20 protein-coding genes are annotated in these 22,106 nt (G+C 73.5%); 9 read left to right on the forward strand and 11 right to left on the reverse strand.

The features are described from left to right. The first annotated feature begins 57 nt into the window (after window positions 1-57). Window positions 58-228, forward strand: a complete 171-nt coding sequence (locus DEJ23_RS08310) for a DUF3117 domain-containing protein (protein ID WP_017887054.1) — start codon at window positions 58-60, stop codon at window positions 226-228. A 71-nt stretch (window positions 229-299) separates the two neighbouring features. After that, entirely contained in the window at window positions 300-1,019 is a 720-nt protein-coding gene (locus tag DEJ23_RS08315; RefSeq protein ID WP_111239806.1) for an AAA family ATPase, read from the forward strand. Window positions 1,020-1,053: 34 nt separating this feature from the next. Here DEJ23_RS08315 and DEJ23_RS08320 read toward each other — a convergent pair whose 3' ends face one another. After that, window positions 1,054-1,686 carry an O-methyltransferase gene (locus DEJ23_RS08320; protein ID WP_111239807.1) on the reverse strand — a complete coding sequence of 211 codons (633 nt, stop codon included), beginning with the start codon at window positions 1,684-1,686 and terminating at the stop codon, window positions 1,054-1,056. A gap of 64 nt (window positions 1,687-1,750) precedes the next feature. On the opposite strand from DEJ23_RS08320, the gene DEJ23_RS08325 reads away from it, so the two are divergent. Further along, on the forward strand, window positions 1,751-2,131 hold the full coding sequence (locus tag DEJ23_RS08325; RefSeq protein WP_258375360.1) for a twin-arginine translocase TatA/TatE family subunit: 381 nt from the start codon (window positions 1,751-1,753) through the stop codon (window positions 2,129-2,131). A 69-nt stretch (window positions 2,132-2,200) separates the two neighbouring features. On the opposite strand, the gene DEJ23_RS08330 is transcribed toward DEJ23_RS08325, so the two are convergent. Genes DEJ23_RS08330 through DEJ23_RS08345 form a run of 4 tightly spaced genes read right to left on the reverse strand, consistent with a single transcriptional unit; the run spans window position 2,201 to window position 6,127 of the window. Continuing rightward, complete coding sequence (locus DEJ23_RS08330) at window positions 2,201-3,052, reverse strand: bifunctional 2-polyprenyl-6-hydroxyphenol methylase/3-demethylubiquinol 3-O-methyltransferase UbiG (RefSeq protein WP_111239909.1); 852 nt, start codon at window positions 3,050-3,052, stop codon at window positions 2,201-2,203. A 43-nt stretch (window positions 3,053-3,095) separates the two neighbouring features. Beyond that, window positions 3,096-4,262, reverse strand: a complete 1,167-nt coding sequence (locus DEJ23_RS08335) for a P-loop NTPase (RefSeq protein WP_111239808.1) — start codon at window positions 4,260-4,262, stop codon at window positions 3,096-3,098. Then, window positions 4,255-4,773 (reverse strand): DUF1003 domain-containing protein, encoded by a 519-nt coding sequence (locus DEJ23_RS08340; RefSeq protein WP_375342267.1) that lies wholly within the window; start codon window positions 4,771-4,773, stop codon window positions 4,255-4,257. Before DEJ23_RS08340 ends, DEJ23_RS08335 begins: the two co-directional genes overlap by 8 nt. Window positions 4,774-4,807: 34 nt before the next feature. Further along, window positions 4,808-6,127: a magnesium transporter MgtE N-terminal domain-containing protein gene (locus DEJ23_RS08345; protein ID WP_111239810.1), complete on the reverse strand. Its 1,320-nt coding sequence runs from the start codon at window positions 6,125-6,127 to the stop codon at window positions 4,808-4,810. 157 nt (window positions 6,128-6,284) lie between these two features. On the opposite strand from DEJ23_RS08345, the gene DEJ23_RS08350 reads away from it, so the two are divergent. Beyond that, window positions 6,285-7,310 (forward strand): general stress protein, encoded by a 1,026-nt coding sequence (locus DEJ23_RS08350; protein WP_111239811.1) that lies wholly within the window; start codon window positions 6,285-6,287, stop codon window positions 7,308-7,310. Window positions 7,311-7,386: 76 nt separating this feature from the next. Here DEJ23_RS08350 and DEJ23_RS08355 read toward each other — a convergent pair whose 3' ends face one another. Together DEJ23_RS08355 and DEJ23_RS08360 are read right to left on the reverse strand one after the other, a co-directional pair. After that, entirely contained in the window at window positions 7,387-7,905 is a 519-nt protein-coding gene (locus tag DEJ23_RS08355; protein WP_111239910.1) for a GNAT family N-acetyltransferase, read from the reverse strand. 18 nt (window positions 7,906-7,923) lie between these two features. Continuing rightward, window positions 7,924-9,408 (reverse strand): aminopeptidase P family protein, encoded by a 1,485-nt coding sequence (locus tag DEJ23_RS08360; RefSeq protein WP_111239911.1) that lies wholly within the window; start codon window positions 9,406-9,408, stop codon window positions 7,924-7,926. A 61-nt stretch (window positions 9,409-9,469) separates the two neighbouring features. On the opposite strand from DEJ23_RS08360, the gene DEJ23_RS08365 reads away from it, so the two are divergent. Next, window positions 9,470-10,351 carry a PHP domain-containing protein gene (locus DEJ23_RS08365; RefSeq protein ID WP_111239812.1) on the forward strand — a complete coding sequence of 294 codons (882 nt, stop codon included), beginning with the start codon at window positions 9,470-9,472 and terminating at the stop codon, window positions 10,349-10,351. A gap of 175 nt (window positions 10,352-10,526) precedes the next feature. Here DEJ23_RS08365 and DEJ23_RS08370 read toward each other — a convergent pair whose 3' ends face one another. Next, window positions 10,527-12,008, reverse strand: a complete 1,482-nt coding sequence (locus tag DEJ23_RS08370) for a DEAD/DEAH box helicase (RefSeq protein ID WP_111239813.1) — start codon at window positions 12,006-12,008, stop codon at window positions 10,527-10,529. Window positions 12,009-12,110: 102 nt separating this feature from the next. Here DEJ23_RS08370 and DEJ23_RS08375 point away from each other — a divergent pair, with 102 nt between their 5' ends. Continuing rightward, window positions 12,111-12,827 (forward strand): ferritin-like domain-containing protein, encoded by a 717-nt coding sequence (locus DEJ23_RS08375; protein ID WP_258375363.1) that lies wholly within the window; start codon window positions 12,111-12,113, stop codon window positions 12,825-12,827. A gap of 42 nt (window positions 12,828-12,869) precedes the next feature. On the opposite strand, the gene DEJ23_RS08380 is transcribed toward DEJ23_RS08375, so the two are convergent. Then, entirely contained in the window at window positions 12,870-13,166 is a 297-nt protein-coding gene (locus DEJ23_RS08380; protein ID WP_111239814.1) for a hypothetical protein, read from the reverse strand. A 1-nt stretch (window position 13,167) separates the two neighbouring features. Then, entirely contained in the window at window positions 13,168-13,392 is a 225-nt protein-coding gene (locus tag DEJ23_RS08385; protein WP_111239815.1) for a DUF3107 domain-containing protein, read from the reverse strand. 117 nt (window positions 13,393-13,509) lie between these two features. Here DEJ23_RS08385 and DEJ23_RS08390 point away from each other — a divergent pair, with 117 nt between their 5' ends. Next, window positions 13,510-16,665, forward strand: a complete 3,156-nt coding sequence (locus tag DEJ23_RS08390) for a UrvD/REP family ATP-dependent DNA helicase (protein ID WP_181429182.1) — start codon at window positions 13,510-13,512, stop codon at window positions 16,663-16,665. After that, window positions 16,662-19,907, forward strand: a complete 3,246-nt coding sequence (locus tag DEJ23_RS08395) for an ATP-dependent DNA helicase (RefSeq protein WP_258375364.1) — start codon at window positions 16,662-16,664, stop codon at window positions 19,905-19,907. The genes DEJ23_RS08390 and DEJ23_RS08395 overlap by 4 nt, the downstream gene beginning before the upstream one ends. A gap of 111 nt (window positions 19,908-20,018) precedes the next feature. Here DEJ23_RS08395 and DEJ23_RS08400 read toward each other — a convergent pair whose 3' ends face one another. Next, window positions 20,019-21,017 carry a phosphotransferase gene (locus DEJ23_RS08400; protein ID WP_111239817.1) on the reverse strand — a complete coding sequence of 333 codons (999 nt, stop codon included), beginning with the start codon at window positions 21,015-21,017 and terminating at the stop codon, window positions 20,019-20,021. A 120-nt stretch (window positions 21,018-21,137) separates the two neighbouring features. Between DEJ23_RS08400 and nudC the strand changes: the two genes are divergently transcribed. Next, window positions 21,138-22,073, forward strand: coding sequence for an NAD(+) diphosphatase (nudC, locus tag DEJ23_RS08405; protein ID WP_111239818.1), 936 nt, complete (start codon window positions 21,138-21,140; stop codon window positions 22,071-22,073). The last annotated feature ends 33 nt before the right edge of the window (window positions 22,074-22,106 follow it).

Raw genomic sequence — 22,106 nt, forward strand, 5'->3', positions numbered from 1 at the left:
TTGCCGCTCCTGTACGGGATAATGGGCAGGCATGTACTGCACGAAAGGGGACATCTGATGGCAGCGATGAAGCCGAGGACCGGTGACGGGCCGATGGAGGCTGTCAAGGAGGGTCGACTCATCATCGTGCGGGTTCCGCTCGAAGGTGGAGGCCGCCTGGTGGTCTCGGTCAACGATGCCGAGGCCAAGGAACTCCACGACGCACTCGCCGAGGTCGTCTCGGCATAGTCCGTCGAAGCACCACGACAGGAGGCCCGGAGCGCGTACGCTCCGGGCCTCCTGTGCGTCAGGATGGTCCCGTGCCCCGCACCCGACTGCCCGTCCGCCGCATCGAGGAGTACGCGCCGGACCCCCTGCCGCGCGGCTCGTGGCCGGCGACGCTCGCCCCGGTGCGGCAGCTGCTCGACGACGGTCTCGACCTCGGCCCCGTCACCGTGTTCGTCGGCGACAACGGTGTCGGCAAGTCCACCCTCGTCGAGGCACTCGCCCTCGCGTACGGCATGGGGCCCGAGGGCGGTTCGACGATGTCCGGCCACTCCACCCGACCCACCGAGTCGCAGCTCTGGGAACACCTCGTCCTCGTCCGGGAGCCCGGAGCTCCGAAGAGCGGGTTCTTCCTCCGCGCGGAGACCATGCACGGGGTCTTCACGTTCCTGGAGCAGCACCCCGGCGGACCGGAGCCGCGGTTCCACGAGCGCAGCCACGGCGAGTCCTTCCTCGACTTCGTCATCTCCCGGTCGCGGTGGCCCGGCCTGTGGGTGCTCGACGAACCGGAGTCGGCGCTGTCGTTCTCCGGCTGTCTCGCCCTCATCGGTCTGCTGCAGTCCGTCGTCGAGACCGGCATCGGGCAGGTCGTCCTCTCGACGCACTCGCCGGTGCTGGCGGCCTTCCCGGGGGCGACGATCCACGAGGTGGGGGAGTGGGGACTCCGTCGCACCGCGTGGCAGGACCTCGACGTGGTGCGCGACCAGCGGGCCTTCCTGGCGGCGCCGGAGCGGTACCTGCGGCACCTGGGCTGACCCGCGCCTCCGCAGCGGCCGGTGGACCGCCTGCCTAGGCGGAGACCTTCGTCATCTGCAGCAGCCCGTCGCCGGCCGGCGACAGCGCGCTCCGCACCGCTCCCGAGGTCGAGACCTCGGTCAGCAGCAGCCGGAAGTCCGTGGTCGCCCGGTCCCGCCGCACGGGATCCGCGACGCGTCCCCGCCACAGCGCGTGCGGCACGAGCACGGTGCCGCCGACACGGGCGAGCCGCAGCCCGTGCTCGACGTACTCGATGACGTGCTCGGGGTCGGCGTCGACGAGGACGACGTCGTACGAGGCGTCGTTCATCCGCGGGAGCACCTGGTTCGCCCGCCCGGGGATGAGCCGGACGCGCGACGGCGCCGTCCCCGCGGCGATGTAGGCGTCGCGGGCGTGTTGCTGGTGGTCCACCTCGACGTCGATCGTGGTGAGGGTCGCGTCCGGGGCGCCGCTCAGCAGGTACAGGCCGGAGACACCCAGGCCCGTGCCGATCTCGATGATGCTCGTCGCACGCGATGCGGCGGCGACGACGGCGATCTGCGCGCCGATCGCGGGGGAGATCGCCTCGACCCCGAGTTCGAGGGAGTGCTCTCGCGCTCGGGCGATCACCTCGGGCTCCGAGACGATGTCCTCGGCGAACTTCCAGTTCGACTCTTTCTCCGACACGCACACTCCGTTCGGGAGACAACTCTACGGGTGCGCCGCAGCAGGACGGGTTACGCTCGTCCCCGTGTCCATCGACTTCAACAAGATCCTGATCATCGGGATCATCGCAGTGCTGCTGCTCGGGCCGCAGCGCCTGCCGATGTACGCGCAGAAACTCGCCGAGTTCGTGAAGGCCGTGCGCCGCTTCGCCGACACCGCCAAGGACCGCATGCGCGAGGAGATGGGCCCCGAGTTCGACGAGGTCGACTGGCAGAAGCTGGACCCGCGGCAGTACGACCCGCGGCGGATCATCCGCGACGCCCTGATCGACTCGGGCAGCAGCACGGCGAGCAGCATGGCTGCGGTCCAGACCGCGCAGGTCACCGCGTCGCGCGTGCGCGCGACGGCACCGGTGGTGCCGCTCGCGGCAGGGGAGGCCGCGCCCTTCGACACCGAGGCGACCTGACGCCCGTCACCTGACCGACGGCCGACGGGAGGCGCGGTGTCAGCCGGCAGCGCGCCTCCCGTCCGCCCGTCAGTCGCGCGTGGCGACGATCGTGAACGTCGTCGGCATGCGGTCGCGGTCCTCCGCGGGCCAGACCCAGGAGCCGGCGCCGTCCTCCTCCATGCGCGGGCTGAAACGCCAGGGGAGCGTCCGTCCCTCGTCCAGCCACCGCAGCCGGAGCCCGGCGCCGAGCAGCGCGTTCACGGTCTCCGACAGCGGGTGCGGCCACTCGTAGGTCCGGGGGTTCGCGACCGTGCCCTCGCCCACGTACGTCCCCGCGTCCTCCCACTGCTGCGCGGTGCCGTCCGGGAAGTACCGGTGGCGCGTGACGAGTTCCGACGCGTCCTCGTCGAGGCCGTACAGCGCCGGGTGCCCGTCGCGGATGAAGAACACCCCGCCCGGGCGCAGGAGCGCGGCGACCTGCGCGGCCCAGCGGTCCAGGTCGGGGAGCCAGCAGATCGTGCCGATGCTCGTGTAGACCACGTCGAAGTCGCCGGTGACGGCTGTCCTGGCGTCGAGCACGTCGGTCTCGACCCACGTGACGTCGAGGCCGAGCCGATCGGCCAGGGCCGCGGCCGACGCCAACGCGGGCGCCGAGAAGTCGACGCCGGTGACGCGCGCGCCCTCGCGCGCGAGCGACACCGTGTCCGTGCCGATGTGGCACTGCAGGTGGCAGACGTCGAGACCGTCGAGCGTGCCACCGGGCAGCCACGGTTCGAGCGCGGGCAGGTCGTCCCGCACGACGTCCGAGCGGTGCGCGGGGTCGTCGAGCGCCGCGACGTCGTAGGCGCCCTCGTGGATCGGCACCCGGTCGTCCCAGTTCGCGCGGTTCACGTCGCGGGCGGCGTCCCAGTCGACGCTGACGTGGTCGGTGTTGCTCATGCCGTCACCGTACCGACCGGGCACCTCGTGGCGCGAGCGCCGCTCAGGACAGTGTGAGCCCGAGCTTCCGACCGGCCAGGCCGCGGCCCATCGTCGTGATCCGCTCCGCGACCTCGCGCAACGCCGTGGCCGCGGGGTCGCCCGGGGCACCGAGCACGACCGGCACGCCGGCGTCACCACCCTCGCGGAGCGGCACCGACAGCGGCACGCGGCCGAGCACCGGCACCGGGAGGTCCTGGCCGCGGGAGAGCCGACGGGCGGTCTCGTCGCCGCCGCCCTCGCCGAAGAGGTGCAGGACGCTGCCGTCGGGCTGGACGAGCCCGGCCATGTTCTCGACGACGCCGATGACCTTCTGCCCGGTCTGGCGCGCGACGACCCCGCTGCGCTCGGCGACGTCGGCCGCCGCGGCCTGCGGCGTGGTGACGACGAGGACCTCGGCGTGGGGGAGCAGCTGCCCGACCGAGATCGCCACGTCGCCGGTGCCGGGCGGCAGGTCGAGCAGCAGCACGTCGAGGTCCCCGAACCACACGTCGGTCAGGAACTGGGAGACGGTGCGGTGCAGCATCGGCCCCCGCCAGGAGACCGCGGTCGAGACGTCGTCGACGAACATGCCGATCGAGACGACCTTCACCTCGTGCGCCACCGGCGGCAGGATCATGCTGTCGACGCGGGTCGGGCGCGGTGCCACGCCGTGCTCGTCGGTGAGTCCCATGAGCCCGGGCACGCTGAAGCCGTGCACGTCGACGTCCACGACGCCCACGCGCTGCCCGGCTGCCGCGAGCGCGACCGCCAGGTTGACGGTCACCGTCGACTTGCCGACCCCGCCCTTGCCGCTCGTCACCGCGATGACGCGGGTCAGGGAGTCCGGCGTGAACTGCACACCACGGGGACGGTCGCCCCGCAGCCGTTCGGTGAGCGCGGCGCGGGTCGCGGGGGACATCACGGACACGTCGACGTCGACGTGGTGCACGCCGTCCACCGATCCGGCGGCCGACCGGACGTCACGCTCGATGGTGTCGGCGGCCGGGCACCCGACGATCGTGAGCTGCAGGTCGACGCGCACCCTGCCCTGCGGCTGGACGTCGACCCCGCGGATCATGTCGAGCTCGGTGACGGGCCGACGGATCTCGGGGTCGAGGACGCGGCCGAGCGCGGCGAGGACCGCGGCGCCGAGCTGCTCGTCAGCTGTCGGTGCGGTGCCGTCAACCACGTGTGCTCGTCGCCCCCGCGCTGTCGTCCAGGGGGTCGCCGCCGCGCAGCGCCGCCTCTTCCGCGTCCCGACGGTCGAGCTCCTCGAGCAGCGAGCGGATCTCGGCGCGGATGAAGTCCTTCGACGCCATCTCGCGCATCGCCAGGCGCAGTGCGACGACCTCGCGGGCGAGGTACTCGGTGTCGGCCAGGTTCCGCTCGGCACGCTGACGGTCCTGCTCGAACTGCACGCGGTCGCGGTCGTCCTGCCGGTTCTGTGCGAGCAGGATGAGCGGCGCCGCGTACGACGCCTGCAGCGAGAGCACGAGGGTCAGCGCGGTGAAGCCGATCGCCGCCGAGTCGAACTGCCACGGCTTCGGCGCGAGGGTGTTGTACCCCATCCACAGGGCACAGAAGAGCGTCAGGCCGACCAGGAACCAGGGCGTCCCCATCGCACGGGCGATGCCCTCGGTCGCGCGGCCGAAGGTGTCACCGCGGCCCCGACGCCGTGTCGGGAGCACGCGCGTGCGCATGCCCTTCGGCGAGTCGAGCCGCTCCTGGCGGTTGTCATCCGTTCGGGCCACGGGTGGTCCTCCTTCCCGTCGTCACGGGCGTCTTGCGCTGGCGTTGGCGGAGTCGCGAGGGGGTCTCCCCCTCGCCCTGACTTCGCCAGTCGTCGGGCAGGACGTGGTCGAGGACATCGTCGATCGTCACCACCCCGACCAGACGGTGGGCGTCGTCGACCACGGGGACGGACACGAGGTTGTACGTCGCCATCACGCGCGTGACCTCGGCGGCGCTGGCGTCGACCCGGACCGGTTCGGTCTGCTGGTCGATGAGCGTGCCGAGGCGCTCGTTCGGCGGGTAGCGGAGCATGCGCTGGAAGTGCACGAGGCCGAGGAAGCGGCCGGTGGGCGGCTCGTACGGCGGCAGGGTCACGCAGACGCTCGCGCCGAGTGCCGGGGCGAGCTCGTGCCGGCGGATGAGCGCCAGACCCTCGGCCACGGTGGCGTCGGCGGAGACGATGACCGGCTCGGTGGTCATGAGACCGCCCGCGGTGTCCGGCTCGTACTCCAGGAGCATGCGGACGTCCTGTGCCTCCTCCGGCTCCATGAGCTGCAGCAGGGCCTCGCTCCGGTCGTCCGGGAACTGCGCGAGGACGTCGGCGGCGTCGTCCGGCTGCATCTGGTCGAGGACGTCGGCGGCGCGGGCGTCGTCGAGCTTGGTCAGGATGTCGATGCGCTCCTGGTCGGGCATCTCCTCGAGCACGTCGGCGAGCCGGTCGTCGGGGAGCTCCTCGGCGACCTCGAAGCGGCGCTCCTCGGGCAGGTCGAGCAGCGTCGACGCCAGGTCGGCCGGCAGCAGGTCGGAGTAGGCGGCGATGACGTGCTCGGCGGACTGGGTCTCGCCGGGGAGCTCGTCCTCGGTGACCTCGTTCCACGAGGCGAACGTGGTCGGGCCCTTGCCGAACGGCGACGGCGTCGTCTTCGGCTTCCGGAGGAAGAGCTGCGACACCTCCCAGTCGCCCTGACCGCGGTCCTCGATCGCGACGTCCTCGACGGTGGCGCGCGTGCGCTCCTTCTTGATGAGGACCTTGCGGCCGAGCATCTCGGCGATGACCCGGACCTCGCCGCCGCGCTGCTCGAAGCGCCGCATGTTCACGATGCCCGTGGTGATGACCTGGCCGGCGCCGATCGACGTGACGCGGCCGATGCTGAGGAAGATGCGGCGCTTGCCCGGCACCTCGACGATGAGCCCGACGACGTGCGGGGCGTCGACACGGCGGTACACGACCAGGACGTCCCGGACGCGGCCGACGCGGTCGCCCGCGGGGTCGAAGACGGAGCACCCGGCGAGGCGGGCGACGAAGACCTTCGTGGCGCTCACCCGTCCAGCGTAGTCGCTGCCGCTCGGGCCGGGGACGAGCGGCCCCGGCGGACGCTGAGGGGACACACGGGTCGATGGACCGACCGGTCCGCTCGTGCCCCGGTGCTTCCCGGGAGGCGCACGTGCGATCGCAAGGTGCCCGGTGGATGATGGCTGGGTGAGCAACCAGAGCCCGTTCGCCGGACGCACCGCCCAGGCCTTCCCGACGCTGCCGCGCGGGGACGTCCTCGGGACCTACGACAGCTACCCCGACGCCCAGCGCGTCGTCGCGAAGCTGGCCGAGGCGGACTTCCCCGTCGCGAAGATCTCGATCGTCGGCAACGACCTCAAGACCGTCGAGCGGGTCACCGGCAAGATGACCTACGGGCGCGCCGCGATCGCCGGTGCGCTGTCCGGCCTCTGGCTCGGCATCTTCTTCGGCATCGTCCTGACGCTGTTCTCCCCGAGCGCCGGCGGGCTCATCCTCGCCGCCGCGATCATCGGTGCGGCGTTCGGCATGCTCTACGGCATCGTCTCGTTCGCCATCACGAAGCGACAGCGTGACTTCACGAGTGTGCACCAGGTGCTCGCCACGAACTACCAGATCATCGTCGACCCGCAGCTGACGGGGCAGGCGCAGCGGATCCTCGGTCAGCACGGTGCGACGCCGTCGACGCACTGGAACGACGCCCCGCAGCCGGGGGCGCCCGGCACGCAGGCGCGGCCCTTCCAGGGGCAGCAGCCGTGGCGACCGGGTCCGCAGCAGGGCTCGCCGTACGGTGGGCAGTCCACCCCGCACCGCCCGGGAGGCCCGCAGCAGCCCGGCACGCCGGCTCCCGGTCAGCAGACGGGCGCGTCCCGCCCCGGGCCCGGACCGCAGGGACCGGGCCAGGACGGCGGGCCCCGCTACGGCACGAACGACGGGCCGCGCTACGGCACGAATGACGGGCCGCGCTACGGCACGAACGACGGCCCGCGCTACGGCGAGACGCCGCAGGCGGCCCAGCAGCCTGCGGCGACGACCGACCCGCGGGCGCCCCGGTCGCGCCAGGACGAGCCGCCGCAGTACGGGGAGCGTGTCGCCGAGCAGCCCGCCGCCGCACCGGCGCCGCGGCCTGGTTCGGCGCCCGAGGACCGGAACGCGGACGACCGCAGCGGCGACGACCGCAGCGGCGACGACCGCCGCGACGACGACCGCGCCTGACACCGGCGCGACGAGGACGCCCGCGACCGACGAGCAGTCGGTGGCGGGCGTCCGGCGTCCGTGCAGGGCCGCGGACTCAGAGGACCTTCGAGTAGCAGATCGACCGCGCCGCCCCGACGTAGGGTCCGAAGTTCGCGATGCGGGTGAAGCCCTCGCGCTCGTAGAAGCCGATGGCACGCTTCTGCTGGTCGCCGGTCTCGAGCACGAGCGCGGGTGACCCGAGGTCGATCGCGGCCTCCTCGAGCCGCCGCAGGATCGCGCTGGACACACCGGCACCGCGCGACTCCGGCCGGACGTACATGCGCTTCACCTCGGTGATGCCGTCCTGCACCAGGCGCAGCCCGCCGCACCCGAGCGGCGTGCCGTCCTCGTCACGCGCCACGAAGAACACCGCGATCGAGTCCGCGGTGGGCTTCTCCCCGGGTTCCGTGTCGCCACCGTAGGACCGGTCGATCTCCAGCCGCTGCGCCGCGCGGAGCCGCTGGGCGTCGGGGGAGTCGAAGTGCTCCACGTCGATCGACAGGCCGCGCGGGACCGCCGTGCCGATCGGGGTGTCGGACGGGACGGTGGTCGTGCTGGGGGAGGCCTCGGGCATCGTCGTCACCCGCTCAGGCTAGCGGCCGGTGCGGGCGATCCACCCCTCCACTTCCGAGGGGGTCCGGGGGATGCCGACGGACAGGTTCTCGGCGCCGTCCTCGGTCACGAGGACGTCGTCCTCGATCCGGACACCGATGCCACGGAACTCCTCGGGCACGGTGAGGTCGTCCTGCTGGAAGTAGAGTCCGGGCTCGATCGTGAAGACCATGCCGGCCTGCACGACCCCGTCGATGTACATCTCGCGGCGGGCCTTCGCGCAGTCGTGCACGTCGAGCCCGAGGTGGTGGCTCGTGCCGTGCACCATGTAGCGGCGGTGGAACTGGTTGTCCGGCTGCAGCGACTCCTCGGCGGTGCCGGGCAGGAAGCCCCACTCGGCGGTCTTCCGCGCGATGACCTCCATCGCGGTGGCGTGCACCTCGCGGAAGGTGATGCCGGGCTTCACGATCGCGAACGCCGCGTCGGCCGCCTCGAGCACGGCCTCGTAGACCGTGCGCTGCACGTCGGTGAAGGTGCCGCTCACCGGCAGCGTCCGCGTGATGTCGGCCGTGTAGAACGAGTCGACCTCGACCCCGGCGTCGATGAGGATGAGGTCGCCCGGCTGCACCGCGCCGTCGTTCCGCGTCCAGTGCAGGATGCAGGCGTGGTGGCCGGAGGCCGCGATCGTGTCGTAGCCGACCGTGTTGCCGTCGGCGCGGGCACGACGGTTGAAGGTGCCCTCGACGATCCGCTCACCACGGGGGTGTGCGAGCACGGCGTCGAAGTCGGCGATCACGTCGTCGAAGCCGGACCTCGTGGCCTCGACGGCCCTGCGCAGCTCGGCCACCTCGTACGCGTCCTTGACGAGCCGGAGCTCCGAGAGGTCGCGGGAGAGCACGTCGTCGGTCGCCGCCGCACCGTCCGTCGCGGCCGCGCCGCCGACCGCGGTGCCGAGGCGCTCGTCGAGCACGCGCGTCAGCTCGGTGTCGGCGTCGCGGACGACCAGCACCGATGCGTCGAGACCGTCGGCCACCGCGGCGAACGCGCCGAGGTCGGCCGTCGCCAGGCCGAGGTCGGCGGCGACCTCGTCGAGCGACGGGCGCGGTCCGACCCAGAACTCGCCGATCTCGGGGTTCGCGTAGAACTCCTCGGAGTCGCGGCCGGCCGTGGCACGGAAGTAGAGCGTGGCGTCGTGACCCGAGCCGTTCGGGGTCATCACGAGGACGGAGCCGACGACGGTGTCCGTGCCCCAACCCGTCAGGTGCGCGAAGGTGGAGTGCGGGCGGAACGGGTAGTCGCAGTCGTTGGAGCGGACCTTCGCCTGACCCGCGGGCACCACGATCGTGCGGCCCGGGTGCAGCTCCGAGACCCGCGCGCGACGCGCGGCGGCGAAGGCGGCCTGCTCGCGGGGCTCCGGCAGCGGCCGCTCACGGTCCGCCCACTGCGACGCGATGTGGTCCTTGAAGGTCGAGGATCCGGGGGTGGTGGATCGGTTGCTCGTCGCGCGGGGAGTGGTGTCGGCCATGTCACCCATCATCGCACCGAGCTGACCCTGCGGCCTGAGCGGCCGTCCGCCGGTCGCTAGCATGGACGACGTGCCCGATCCGTTCATCGACCTGCACGCCCACTCGAGCGTGTCCGACGGCACCGAGCGGCCGGCGGAACTCGTCGCCGCGGCCGCCGCCGCCGGGCTCGACGGCGTCGCCCTGACGGACCACGACACGACCGCCGGGTGGGACGAGGCCGCTGCCGCCGTCCGCGACCGGCCGATGTCGCTGCTGCCCGGCCTCGAGCTGAGTACGCGCGTCGGACACCGGAGCGTGCACGTCCTCGGCTACCTGGTCGACCCCGCGGACGAAGCCCTCGTCGAGGAGACCGCCCGCATCCGGGACGGCCGCTTCTCGCGGGCCCGACGCATGGTCGAGCGCATCGGCCAGGACCACCCGATCACGTGGAGCGACGTCCTCGCGCAGTCGAGCGACGGCGCCACGATCGGTCGACCGCACATCGCCGACGCGCTCGTCGCCCGGGGGCTCGAGCCCGACCGCAGCGCGGCGTTCCGCGGGATCCTGCACCCGGCATCCGGGTACTACGAGCCGCACGACGCCCCGACGCCCCTGCGTGGCGTCGAGCTCATCCGTGCCGCAGGTGGCGTCCCCGTGATCGCGCACCCGGCGGCGTCCTCACGCGGCATCGTCATCGACGAGCCGATGCTGCGCGAGCTCGTCGACGCCGGACTCGGCGGCCTCGAGGTCGACCACCGCGAGAACCTCGCGCACGGCAAGCGCACCCTGCTCGACTGGGCGGAGCGCTACGGCCTGCTCGTCACCGGGTCGAGCGACTACCACGGCACGGGCAAGCCGAACCGGTTCGGTGAACACCGCACGGCCCGCGTCGCGTTCGACTCCATCGTGAGCCAGGCCACCGGCAGTGCTCCGGTGCACGGCGCGGGCTCGCGCCTGGCCTGATCCGCCGGCGGTCGCGGTCGTACCCCCTCGGTGCCGTCCGTGGCGCGTCGATGGAGCAGGAATGGTCGGGTCGGCGGCTGCCATGCGACAGTTCCTGCTCCATCGATGACGCGGACGCGGGCGCGGACGACGGAGGCCCCGTCGCGTCTGCGACGGGGCCTCCGGACGGGAGGTGCTACTCGCCCTCGCCGCTGCTCTGCGGTGCCGAGGCGGTCGCCTCGGCCGAGCCGTTGCCGCCGCTGCGACGACGGCGGCGACGGCGGCGCTTGGCGGCGCCGTCGGTCGTGGTGCCCTCGGCGGTCGGCTGGGCGGCGTCGGGGCCGCTGGTCTGCTCGGCGGGGGCCGGCGCGGCGGACTCCTGCGAGCCTCCCGAACGAGTGCGCGTGCGCGACCGCGAGCCGCTGCGCTCGCCGCTCCGGCGCTCACCGCTGCGCTTCGGCGAGGAGGAGCCGGCCTCGGCCGCGTGCGAGGACGCGCCGGGCAGGCGGCCCTTGGTGCCGGCCGGGATGTCGAGGTCCGTGAACAGGTGCGGCGACGAGGAGTAGGTCTCGACGGGCTCGGGGATCCCGAACTCGAGGGCCTTGTCGATGAGCGTCCACTTGTGCAGGTCGTCCCAGTCGACGAACGTCACCGCGATGCCGGTCTTGCCCGCACGGCCGGTGCGGCCCGCGCGGTGCAGGTACGTGTCCGGGTCGTCCGGGATCGTGTGGTTGATGACGTGCGTGACGTCGTCCACGTCGATGCCGCGGGCGGCGACGTCGGTCGCGATGAGCACGTCGCGCTTCCCGGCCTTGAAGGCGGCCATCGCGCGCTCGCGCTGCTCCTGGTTGAGGTCGCCGTGGACGGCGGCGGCGTTGAAGCCGCGGTCCTTCAGCTCCTCGACGAGCTTCGCCGCGGCGCGCTTCGTGCGGGTGAAGATCACGGTCTTGCCGCGACCTTCGGCCTGCAGGATGCGGGCGATGACCTCGTCCTTGTCCAACGAGTGCGCGCGGTAGATGACGTGCTTGATGTTCGCCTGCGTCAGGCCCTCGTCCGGGTCCGTGGCGCGGATGTGCACCGGGCGGGTCATGAAGCGGCGGGCGAGCGCGACGATCGGCGCGGGCATCGTCGCCGAGAACAGCATCGTGTGGCGGACGGCGGGGACGGCCTGGAAGATGCGCTCGATGTCCGACAGGAAGCCGAGGTCGAGCATGCGGTCTGCCTCGTCGAGCACGACCTCCTGCACCTTCGACAGGTCGAGGAGTCGCTGGCGCTGCAGGTCGATGAGGCGGCCCGGGGTGCCGACGACGATCTGGGCACCGGCCTTGAGCTGCTCGATCTGGCCCTCGTACGCCTTGCCGCCGTAGATCGAGACGATCGTGGTCGGGCGGTTCGCGGTGGCCAGCTCGAGGTCCTCGGTCACCTGGACCGCGAGCTCGCGGGTCGGGACGACGACGAGCGCCTTGACGCCCGGTTCCGGAGCGGCACCGAGGCGCTGGATGAGCGGGAGGCCGAAGCCGAAGGTCTTGCCGGTACCCGTCTTGGCCTGACCGATGATGTCCTGGCCGGTGAGGGCGAGCGGGATCGTCTGCTGCTGGATCGGGAAGGGCTCGGTGATGCCCTTCGTCGCGAGCGCGTCGACGATGTCCTGCTCGATGTTGAGGTCTGCGAAAGTCAAAGAATCACCTTAGTCCTGGTGGAAGTCCACGCCAGTCTACCGACGGCGGGCGACCGCAGCGCCCCGGACGGCCTCGCGGCCCGCGGCCCGTATGCTTGTCGCGTGGTGTCGTGGTGGAACCGGAAGCGCGCTGCGCAGCTCGCCGCCGCGTGGCTGGCGTCGCGGAACCCGCGGAACGCCTCGCCCGTGGAGCGCCTGCAGCTGGACGACGTGAGCCCCGAGCTCGACGTGTACCTCGGCCAGGCCGCCTACCTGCAGTTGTCGCTCTACGAGACGATGGGTCGGGCCGGTGCCGCCGCCCCGACGATGTCCGGGCGCCTCGTCACGGGCGTGCTCGCCACGACCGCGCTCGAACGGCACCGGACGATCGTCGCCGAGATCGAACGCGGCGGCTGGGCGCCCGCGGAGCTCATGGAGCCGCACCGCGAGGCCATCGACCGCTTCCTGCTCCGGACGAGCGGCGCGGACTGGTACGAGTCGATGCTCACCGGGTACGTCACGGCGGGGATCCTCAACGACCTGTTCGGCAGCCTGCTCCGGTCGCTGCCGCTCGACGTCCGGCAGCGTCTGCGCACGGTGTTCGACGCGCGGGAGGAGCCCGCGGTCGTCCAGGAGCTCGCGGCGCACATCGAGCAGGACCCGCGCATCGGCTCGCGGCTCGCGATGTGGGGTCGACGGCTCGTGGGGGACACGTTGCTGGTCGCGCGCTCGGCGCTGGCGTCCCACGCGCGCGAGGACCAGGAGCGCCTGGAGCCGGTGTGGACGGAGCTCATCGCGGCGCACACGCGGCGGATGGACACGCTCGGCCTGACGGCCTGACGGCCTGACGGCCTGACGGCCTGACGGCCTGACGGCCCGCCGTCAGGTGCGCTCGGCGCGGGCGCGCTCGAAGAAGTCCTCGTCAGCAGCGGTCCGGCGACGGCCGAGCACCCACTCGGTCACGACGGCCACGACGCCGGCGCCGACCAGGGCGACCGCCCAGATCCAGCCGCCGTCGTAGGGCCACCCGGCCCAGGTCAGCGCTTCCCAGGCGATCGCGGCGACGACGCCGCCGACCACCGGGCCGAGCAACGCGCCGCGCGTCGGGCGCCACGGCACCACGACGTGCGCGACGGCCCCGGCGATGAGACCACCGAGCACGGCGAAGAGCAGCTCCACGTCAGGCGACGAAGCCGATGCGTCGCGATTCCTCGGCGCCGACCTCGACGTAGGCGAGCGAGGCGACGGGCACGATGAACCGGCGGCCCTTCTCGTCCTTCAGGGAGAGGTGGGTCGACTGCGACTCGAGTGCCTTGGCCACGGACTGCTCGATCTCCTCGGCGCTCTGGGCGGTCTCGAAGGCGATCTCGCGCGGGCTGTTGATGATGCCGATCTTGATGTCCACGAGCACAGCGTATCCGAGGGCTCCCGTCCGGCACCGGCCGTTCGCCCCGGGCGCACTCGCGCGTGCAGGACCGGAGCGTCGGCGTTCGCTGTCGGCCGTCCTCGGTACCGTGTCCGCGTGCCCAGGACCACGCTGACGACCCTCCCCGAGGACGTCGGGGTCGCCCGCCCGCTCGTCGCCGACCCGACGCAGGACGCCGTCCTCGCGCTTCCGGAGGGCCGCCACGCCGCCGTCATCGGGGCGCCGGGCACGGGCAAGACCACCACGTTGGCGCGTCTCGTCGCCGACCGGCTCGCGCGCCCCGAGGCGATCTCGCACGACGGTCACGCGACGGTGCTCGCACTGACCTCGGCGCGCACCGCAGCGACCGCGCTGCGGGACCGGCTCGCTGCGGCGGTCGACCGGGTCGTGCCCGGCGCGCTCGCCCGGACGGTGAACTCGCTCGCGTTCCAGGTGGTGGCGCACGCTGCGGCCCTGCACGGGCAGGAGACACCGACCCTCCTGACCGGCGGCGAGCAGGACCGCATCATCGCGGACCTGCTCGAGGGGCACGAGGCGGACGGCACCGGTCCCGCGTGGCCCCCACCGATCACCGCCGTCGTCCGGGAGCGCGCCGGGTTCCGGACGGCCCTGCGCGACGTGATGATGCGTGCGGTGGCCGCCGGCGTCGAACCCGACGACATGCGCGAGCTCGCCGACGACACGGGGCACCCGGAGTGGCGTGCCGTGGGGGACTTCGTCGACGAGTACCGGGCCGCCGTCACCGCCTTCCGTGGCAGCAGTCTCGACGCCGCCGAGCTCGTGGCGTTCGCGACCGCGGCCGTGCTCCGCGGCGAGGTGCCGGCGAGCGTCGCGGCGCTGCGGCTCGTGGTCGTGGACGACACCCAGGAGCTGGTGGAGGGCGAGATCGCCCTGCTCGGGGCACTGGCCCGAGCCGGCGTGCAGGTCGTGGCGTTCGGCGACCCCGACATCGCCGCGTCGGCGTTCCGCGGGGCCGAGCCCGACGTGCTCGGCCGGCTCGCGGTGCGGCTCGGCGTCGAGCGGGTCGACGAGGTCGTGCTCGAGACCGTGCACCGCCATGCCGCTCCCGTCCGCGAGCTCGTGGGGGCGGTCACCGCCCGCATCGGCGCGGCGGCCGCCGGTCGGCAGCGCACCGCGGCCGCCTCGACCGCGGATGCCAGGAGCGACGCGGTGCTGCACCTCGAGGCGGGGAGCCGGTCGGCGCTCGTCGTCGCGGTCGCCCGGCGTCTGCGCGAGCACCGACTGCTGGACGGCGTGCCGTGGCACCGGATGGCCGTCGTGACACGCAGCGGCGCGGCGATCCCCGAGCTCGTCCGGGCGCTCTCCGTCGCCGAGGTCCCGGCGACCGCCGGCGCCGCGCCCGTCCGACCCCGCGACGACAGCGCGGCGCGGGCGTTGCTCGACGCCGCGGCCGTCGCCCTCGGCGTGCTCCCGCTCGACGCCGACCTCGCGACGTCCTTCGCGACGGGTCCCCTCGGCGGTCTCGACACCCTGGCCATGCGACGGCTCCGGCTCGCCCTGCGGCGCGAGGAGCTCGCCGGCGGTGGCACCCGGACGGCGGACGAGCTGCTGGTCGAGGCGCTCGGGGCTCCGGAGCGGCTCGCCACGATCGACGCCGGGTTCGCCCGACGCGCCACCCGGCTCGCGAGGAGCCTGGTGCAGGCGCACGCCGACGCCGCTGCCGACGCCAGCATCGAGGAGATCCTCTGGGGGCTGTGGGAACGCAGCGGCCTCGCGACCGCGTGGGGTGCGCAGTCGGCGTCCGGCGGGGTGGGCGCGGCCGAGGCGGACCGGCACCTCGATGCGGTCGTCGGCCTGTTCACCGCCGCGAAGCGCTTCGTGGAGCGCACGCCGGACGCGCCCGCCCGGGTGTTCGTCGACGACCTGCTCGGTGCCGACCTGCCCGAGGACTCCATCGGCCCGGACCGCACCGCCGGCCGGGTCCGGGTGCTGACGCCCTCCGCCACCATCGGGCTGGAGTGCGACGTGGTGGTCGTCCTCGGGCTGCAGGACGGCGTGTGGCCGAACACCCGCGTGCGCGGCAGCCTGCTCGACCCGGACGGTCTGGTCCGCGCCGCCGCCGGTGTCGACCACAGCGCGGTCGACGACCGGGCCGCGGTCATCGCCGACGAGCTGCGGCTGTTCGCCCGGGCCGTGTCCCGCGCGACCACCCAGGTCGTCATCGGCACGGTCGCCAACGACGACGAGGCACCGTCGCCCTTCGTCCGCCTCGTCCCGGTGCCGCCGGACCGGCAGCCGACCGTGCACCCGCTCTCGCTCCGGGGCCTGGCCGGTTCGCTGCGCCGACGCGTCGTGACCTCGGGCGACCACGAGGCCGCCTCGGCCCTCGCCCGCCTCGCCGAGGCCGGTGTGCCCGGTGCCTCGCCCGACGAGTGGTACGGCTCGGCCGAGCCCACCACCGAGGACCCCCTCGTCGACCTCGACGCCCCGCCTGCGCCCGAGCACGAGGGGGGCGAACCGGTGCCGCCGACGGTCGCCGTGTCCCCGTCGCGGATCGGCACGTTCGAGGAGTGCCCGGTGCACTGGTTCGTCCAGACGTTCGGCGGCAGTGCCCCGAGCCCGGCGATGGGCATCGGGACGATCGTCCACGAGGCGATGGAGCAGGCGGCCGCGGTCGACGTCGAGTCCCTGTGGCAGCACGTCGAGGGACGGTGGGACGAGCTGACGTTCGAGTCACCGTGGGTCGCGGACCGCGAGCGGGCGCGCACCCGTCGGATGATCGAGGGTCTGAGCGACTACCTGCGGACGTTCGCGAGCGCCGGCCGTCGCCTGCTCGGTGCAGAGACGTCGTTCGCGCTCGTGACCGGACCGGCCCGGATGCGGGGCAGCATCGACCGCATCGAGGTCGACCCGGACGGCAGGGTGAGCGTGGTCGACCTCAAGACGGGCCGTTCCATGCCGAGCGAGAAGAACGACATGCCGCAGCACCCGCAGCTCGGCGCGTACCAGCTCGCGGTCGAGGACGGCGCGGTCGAGGGCGTGCCGGCCGGCGTCCCGATGGCCGACGCGCGGCTCGTGTTCGTGCAGAACCCCCGAGGCGGTCGGGCGTACTCGGAGCGGACGCAGCACGCGTTCGACGACGAGACGCGGCAGGCCTACCGCGAGCGTCTGCACGAGGTCGCGCGGGGCATGGCCGGGAGGACCTTCCTGGCGAACGTGGACGACCACTGCGACCGCGCCCGTACCGGTGTCGAGTGCCGGATCCACGTGGTGGGAGAGGTGACCTGGTGACGAACCAGCCCGACACGACGACCAGGCCCGCGACCGACGGGTCCGTGCTCGCCACCGCCCGGCACGACGCCGACGCCATCGCCGACGCCCTCGGCCGCCCCCGCCCGACCGCGCAGCAGCGCGCGGTCATCGAGTCGCCGCTCGCGCCCGCGCTCGTCGTCGCCGGCGCCGGCAGCGGGAAGACCGAGACCATGGCGTCCCGCGTCGTCTGGCTGCTCGCGAACGGGTTCGTCCGTCCGGCCGAGGTGCTCGGCCTGACCTTCACCCGCAAGGCAGCCGGCGAGCTGTCCGTCCGCATCAACGACCGCATCCGCGCGCTGGAGGACGTCGGTCTGCTCGCCGCCGGTGACGCGTTCGAGGCGCCGACGGTGTCGACCTACAACGCCTTCGGGAACGCGGTGTTCCGTGAGAACGCGCTGCTCGTCGGACGCGACGGTGAGTCGCAGGTGCTCACCGAGCCGTCCGCCTGGCAGCTCGCGCGCCGGGTCGTCGTCGGTGCGCGGGACGACCGGCTCGCCGGACTCGACCGCGACGTCGACACGGTGACCGCGGCGGTCGTGTCCCTGGCCGGCGCCGTGTCCGAGCACCTCGTCGACCCGGCGTCCCTGCGTCGGTTCGCCGTCGACTTCGCCGGGTTGCTCGAGCTCCCCGGGAACGCCAGGGGCAACCCCTACAGGGCCGTCACGGACGCGGTCGCGGCGATCGGTGCGCTCGAACCGCTCGTCGACCTGGTCGAGGAGTTCCGCCGACAGAAGGTCGACCGCGGCTTCGTCGAGTTCTCCGACCAGATCGCCCTGGCGCTCGCCGCCGCCGAGTCCGCGCCGCGTGTGGTCGACGACCTGCGGCAGCGCTTCCGCGTGGTGCTGCTCGACGAGTACCAGGACACCTCGGTCGTGCAGACCCGGTTCCTCGCCCGGCTGTTCCGGGGGCACCCGGTCATGGCCGTCGGCGACCCGCACCAGTCGATCTACGGCTTCCGCGGTGCGAGCGCGGCGAACCTCGCACGCTTCCCACGCGACTTCGGCGCCGCGGGCGCGTCCGTCACCTTCGCCCTGTCGACGAGCTGGCGCAATCCGGTCGACGTGCTCGCCGGGGCGAACGCGGTCGTGGCTCCGCTGTCCGAGGCCTCCGAGGTCGCCGTCGAACGCCTCGCCCCGCGGCCCGGCGCCGACCGCGGCACGGTGACGACGGTCTTCCCCGAGACCCTGCCGGAGGAGGCGGACGCCGTCGCCCGCTGGTTCGCCGAGCGTCGGGCGGCGGATCCCGACGGCTCGATGGCGCTGCTGTTGCGCTCCCGCAAGGACCTGTCGGCCTTCACCACTGCGCTCGGTGCGCACCGGGTACCGTTCCACGTGCTCGGGACCGGCGGGCTGCTGCAGCGGCCCGAGATCGTCGACCTGGTGGCGTGTCTCCGTGTGCTCCACGACCCCGCCGCGGGCAACGACCTCATCCGGCTGCTCGCCGGGGCCAGGTGGCGGGTCGGCGCCGCCGACATCGCAGCGCTGCACGAGCTCGCCCGCTGGTTGTTCCGGCGGGACCACACGCAGCAGCGGCTCGACGACGAGCTGACTGCGGCATTCCGAGCGTCCGTCGCGGCGGGGGAGCACGGTTCGATCGTCGACGCGCTCGACTTCGTCGCGACCGCCCCCGACGAGCACGGCGCTCTCGCGGGCATCAGCCCCGCCGGCCGACAGCGGATGCGCGCCCTGGGGCAGCAGCTCGCGGCACTCCGCTCGCGGGCCGCGGGGGACCTCGTCGACTTCGTGACCCTGGCGGTGCAGGAGATGCGGCTCGACGTCGAGGTCGCCGCGCACGAACAGGGCAGCGCGGCGTTCCTCGACGCGTTCGTCGACGAGCTCGCCGGCTTCGTCACGACCGACGACCGAGCGGACCTCGGCGCGTTCCTCGGGTGGATCGACGCGGCCGCCCGCCGGGACGACATGGGCCCGCGGTCCGAGGAGCCCGAGGCCGGCACCGTCCAGATCCTGACGATCCACGGCTCGAAGGGCCTGGAGTGGGACGCCGTCGCGGTGCCACGGCTCGTCGAGGGCGCGCTCCCCGCTCGCCCGCAGGAGGGGTCGTCCGGCTGGTTGGGCTTCGGCCGGCTGCCGTACGAGTTCCGCGGGGACGCCGAGGAGCTCCCGCGGCTGGACTGGCGGGGGCACGACGACCAGAAGGGCGTCGTCGACGCGATCGACGCCTACAAGGAGCAGGTGCGGTCCCGCAACGAGGACGAGGAACGGCGCCTGACCTACGTCGCCCTGACGCGCGCTCGGCACGACCTGCTCGTGTCCGGCTCGTTCTGGGCGGGTGGGGTGAAGCCGACCGAGCCGAGTCGGTACCTGCGCGACCTGGTCGAGGCCGGCGTCGTCCCCGCTGACGCCGTGCCGGAGTCGACCGTGCACGAGGAGGACCCGCTCGGCGACGACGGCGCCACCCAGACGTGGCCGCACGTGCCGTTCGGACAGCGGGGGGCGCGGGTCCTCGCCGCCGCTGACCGGGTTCGGAACGCCAACCCCGGCGCTGCCGGTCGTTTCGCGGCGGACATCGACCTGCTGCTCGCCGAACGGCAGGCGAACCGGTCCGGGCGGCACCGCGTCGCGATCCCGCACCGGGTCCCGGCGTCGGGGTTCAAGGACTACGTCGGCCAGCCGCACGAGGTCGCCGAGCGGTTGCGCCGGCCGATGCCGGAACGGCCGTACCGGGCGACCCGGCTCGGCACGCTCTTCCACCAGTGGGTCGAGCAGCGGGCGCGCGGCGGCGGGTCGCTCGAGACGCTCGACCTGTGGGACGGGGAGCGTGACCTCGACGCGGACGAGGCCGCCGACGCCTCGACGGACGCCGCGGTCACGGACGACGACGCCCGGCGTCTGGCGGACTTCCAGGCCACCTTCGTCCGGTCCCGTTGGGCCGATCTGACACCGGTCGAGGTCGAGCGCGAGATCCACATCCCGTTCCTCGGGCACAGCGTGGTCTGCAAGCTCGACGCCGTCTACGAGATCGACGGCCGCGCCGAGGTCGTCGACTGGAAGACCGGTAAGGCCCCGACCGGTGCGGAGGACCTGGCGGCACGACAGCTGCAACTCGCGCTGTACCGCGTCGCCTACGCCGAGTTCACGGGCCGGCACGTCGACGAGGTGGACGCGGTGTTCTACTTCGTCGCCGACGACCTCGAGGTCCGGCCCACCGCGCTGCTCGACCGCGCCGGGCTCGAGCAGGCCTGGCGGGAGGCGCTCGGCTGACGCGACCGGACGACGGGACGCGCGCCGGGACGGACGGGAGGCGCGGGGCGGGCCCGCACCGTGCCTCCCGTCCGACAGCCGGTCACGACGGGCGACGCACCGCCGCCGGGATCAGCCGTGGCGGCGCTCGGTCGACGACAGCAGCTGTTCGACCTCGCCGATCTCCATCGTGTCGGGCGACACGGACTGCAGCGGCGCCGCGGTCGGGGTCTGCACCGCGTCGACGAGCCGGTGCATCATCGCGACCGCGTCGTCGACCACCTCGGTGCTCTTCGCCTGCACGCCGTGCAGCAGCCACTGCGCGGTCTCGAGCTCGTGGTACACCCGGGCACGCTGGGCGAGCTGGCGGTCGCGACCGCCACCGTTCGCCTCGTACGCACCGAGGACGGTGTCGAAGGCCTCACGCCGTCCGGCCAGCACCCACGCCAGGTCCTTCGCCGGGTCACCGAGGCGCAGCTCGCCCCAGTCGAGGACGCCGGTCACCGCATCGCCGTCGGCCAGGACGACCGAGGTGCCGAGCGCGCCGTGCACGACGGTCGGCGTGAACTGCCAGAGCTGTTGGTCGCGCGCGGCGCCCTCCCACCGCTCGACGAGGGCGGCGGGCACGAGCTTCGTCGCGACGGCGCGGTCCATCACCGAGACGGCGGAACGCAGGACCTCGAAGGGGGTGAGCGACGGCAGGCCGGCGTCCGTCACGAAGCTCGTCGGCAGCTGGTGCACGGCGGCGACGGCACGGCCGACCGCGGTCGCGAGCTCGGGCCGCTCGCCCAGGTCGCGGAGCGTCGGGTGTGCGCCGGGCAGGTACGTGGTGACGATCGCACGCGTCGAGCCGATCGGGGCCTGCCCGCGGTACTCGGCGACGGCGAAGGGCAGCCGGGTGCGGATGCCGGCGCTCAGGGCGCGGATGGCGACGAGGTCGGCGGACTGCCGTGCCTCGGCCCGCTGGTTGCGAGGCCGGCGGATCGCGCTGAGCGCGCCGTCGGCATCGCGGAGGACCGCCGACTCGTAGTCGCCGGACGCCGCCGAACCGAGCGTGCGCGTGCCCGTGACGACCAGGCCCGGAACGGCCGTCGTCGCCAACGCGGCTAGAGTGAACTGGGAACCCGCCATGCTCCTCAGGGTAGGTCCGCGTCCCGTGCTCCAGTGCACGCCACGCTGACCTGTGCAAGCCCGGGAACGGTCCACAGGTTCCCGCCGAACAGCCCGTCACCACCTGAGGAGCACCCTGCCGTGACCGTCGAGTTCGCCGCCCGGCTCCCGCTGTCCCGCAACGAACTCGACCGCGACGCGGAGTTCCGGACGACGCCCGACCTCGACCGCGTGCTGCGTGCCGACCCGTCGACGCGGTGGCTCCCGGTCCGCGGCGCCGAACTGCTCCGCGAGGCCGACGGGGCGCTCCGGTTCGTCGGCGCCGACGCGGTACCGGAGGACGCCGTCACGCTGTACCTCGGCCGTGCGGTCTCCGACGCCCCCGACGCCCCCGCAGGGACCCGGTTCGTCGCCGCCCTGCTCGACGCCTCCGCCGCCGCGGCGATCGAGTCCGACGACGACGCGTGGGTGAGCCTGCGGATGTTCGGCACCGAGCTGTCCGCCCGCGACCAGGGGCTCGCGGTCGAGGCCGTGGCGATGGCGAACTGGCACGCGGTGCACGGGTTCTCACCGCGCACCGGGTCCCCGTCCGCGGTCGTCAGCGGCGGCTGGGTCCGCCGCGACCCCGAGGGGCACGACCTCTTCCCCCGCACCGACGCGGCGATCATCGTCGGCGTGACCGACGCCGAGGACCGCATCCTGCTCGGCTCCAACGCGGCGTGGGACGCCGACCGCTACTCACTGCTCGCCGGGTTCGTCGAGCCGGGGGAGTCCCTCGAGGACGCCGTCCGCCGCGAGGTCTGGGAGGAGTCCGGCGTCCGCGTCGAGGAGCCCGAGTACCTCGGGTCGCAGCCGTGGCCGTTCCCCGCCTCGCTCATGGTCGGCTTCCGTGCCCGAGCGGTCGACGGTGACCCCTCCACCGTGCGGCCGGACGGCGTCGAGATCCTGGACGTCCGGTGGTTCTCGCGCGACGAGGTCCGCGAGCGCGCCGGGGACACCCTGCTGCTGCCCGGTCGCACGTCGATCGCCCGCGCCATCATCGAGGAGTGGTACGGCGGGCCGCTGGACCTGCCGTGACCGACGCTCGGGAGAACGCACCGCGTGGCGCGG

It is taken from the genome of Curtobacterium sp. MCSS17_008, assembly GCF_003234185.1.
In the GTDB taxonomy this organism is placed as follows: domain Bacteria; phylum Actinomycetota; class Actinomycetes; order Actinomycetales; family Microbacteriaceae; genus Curtobacterium.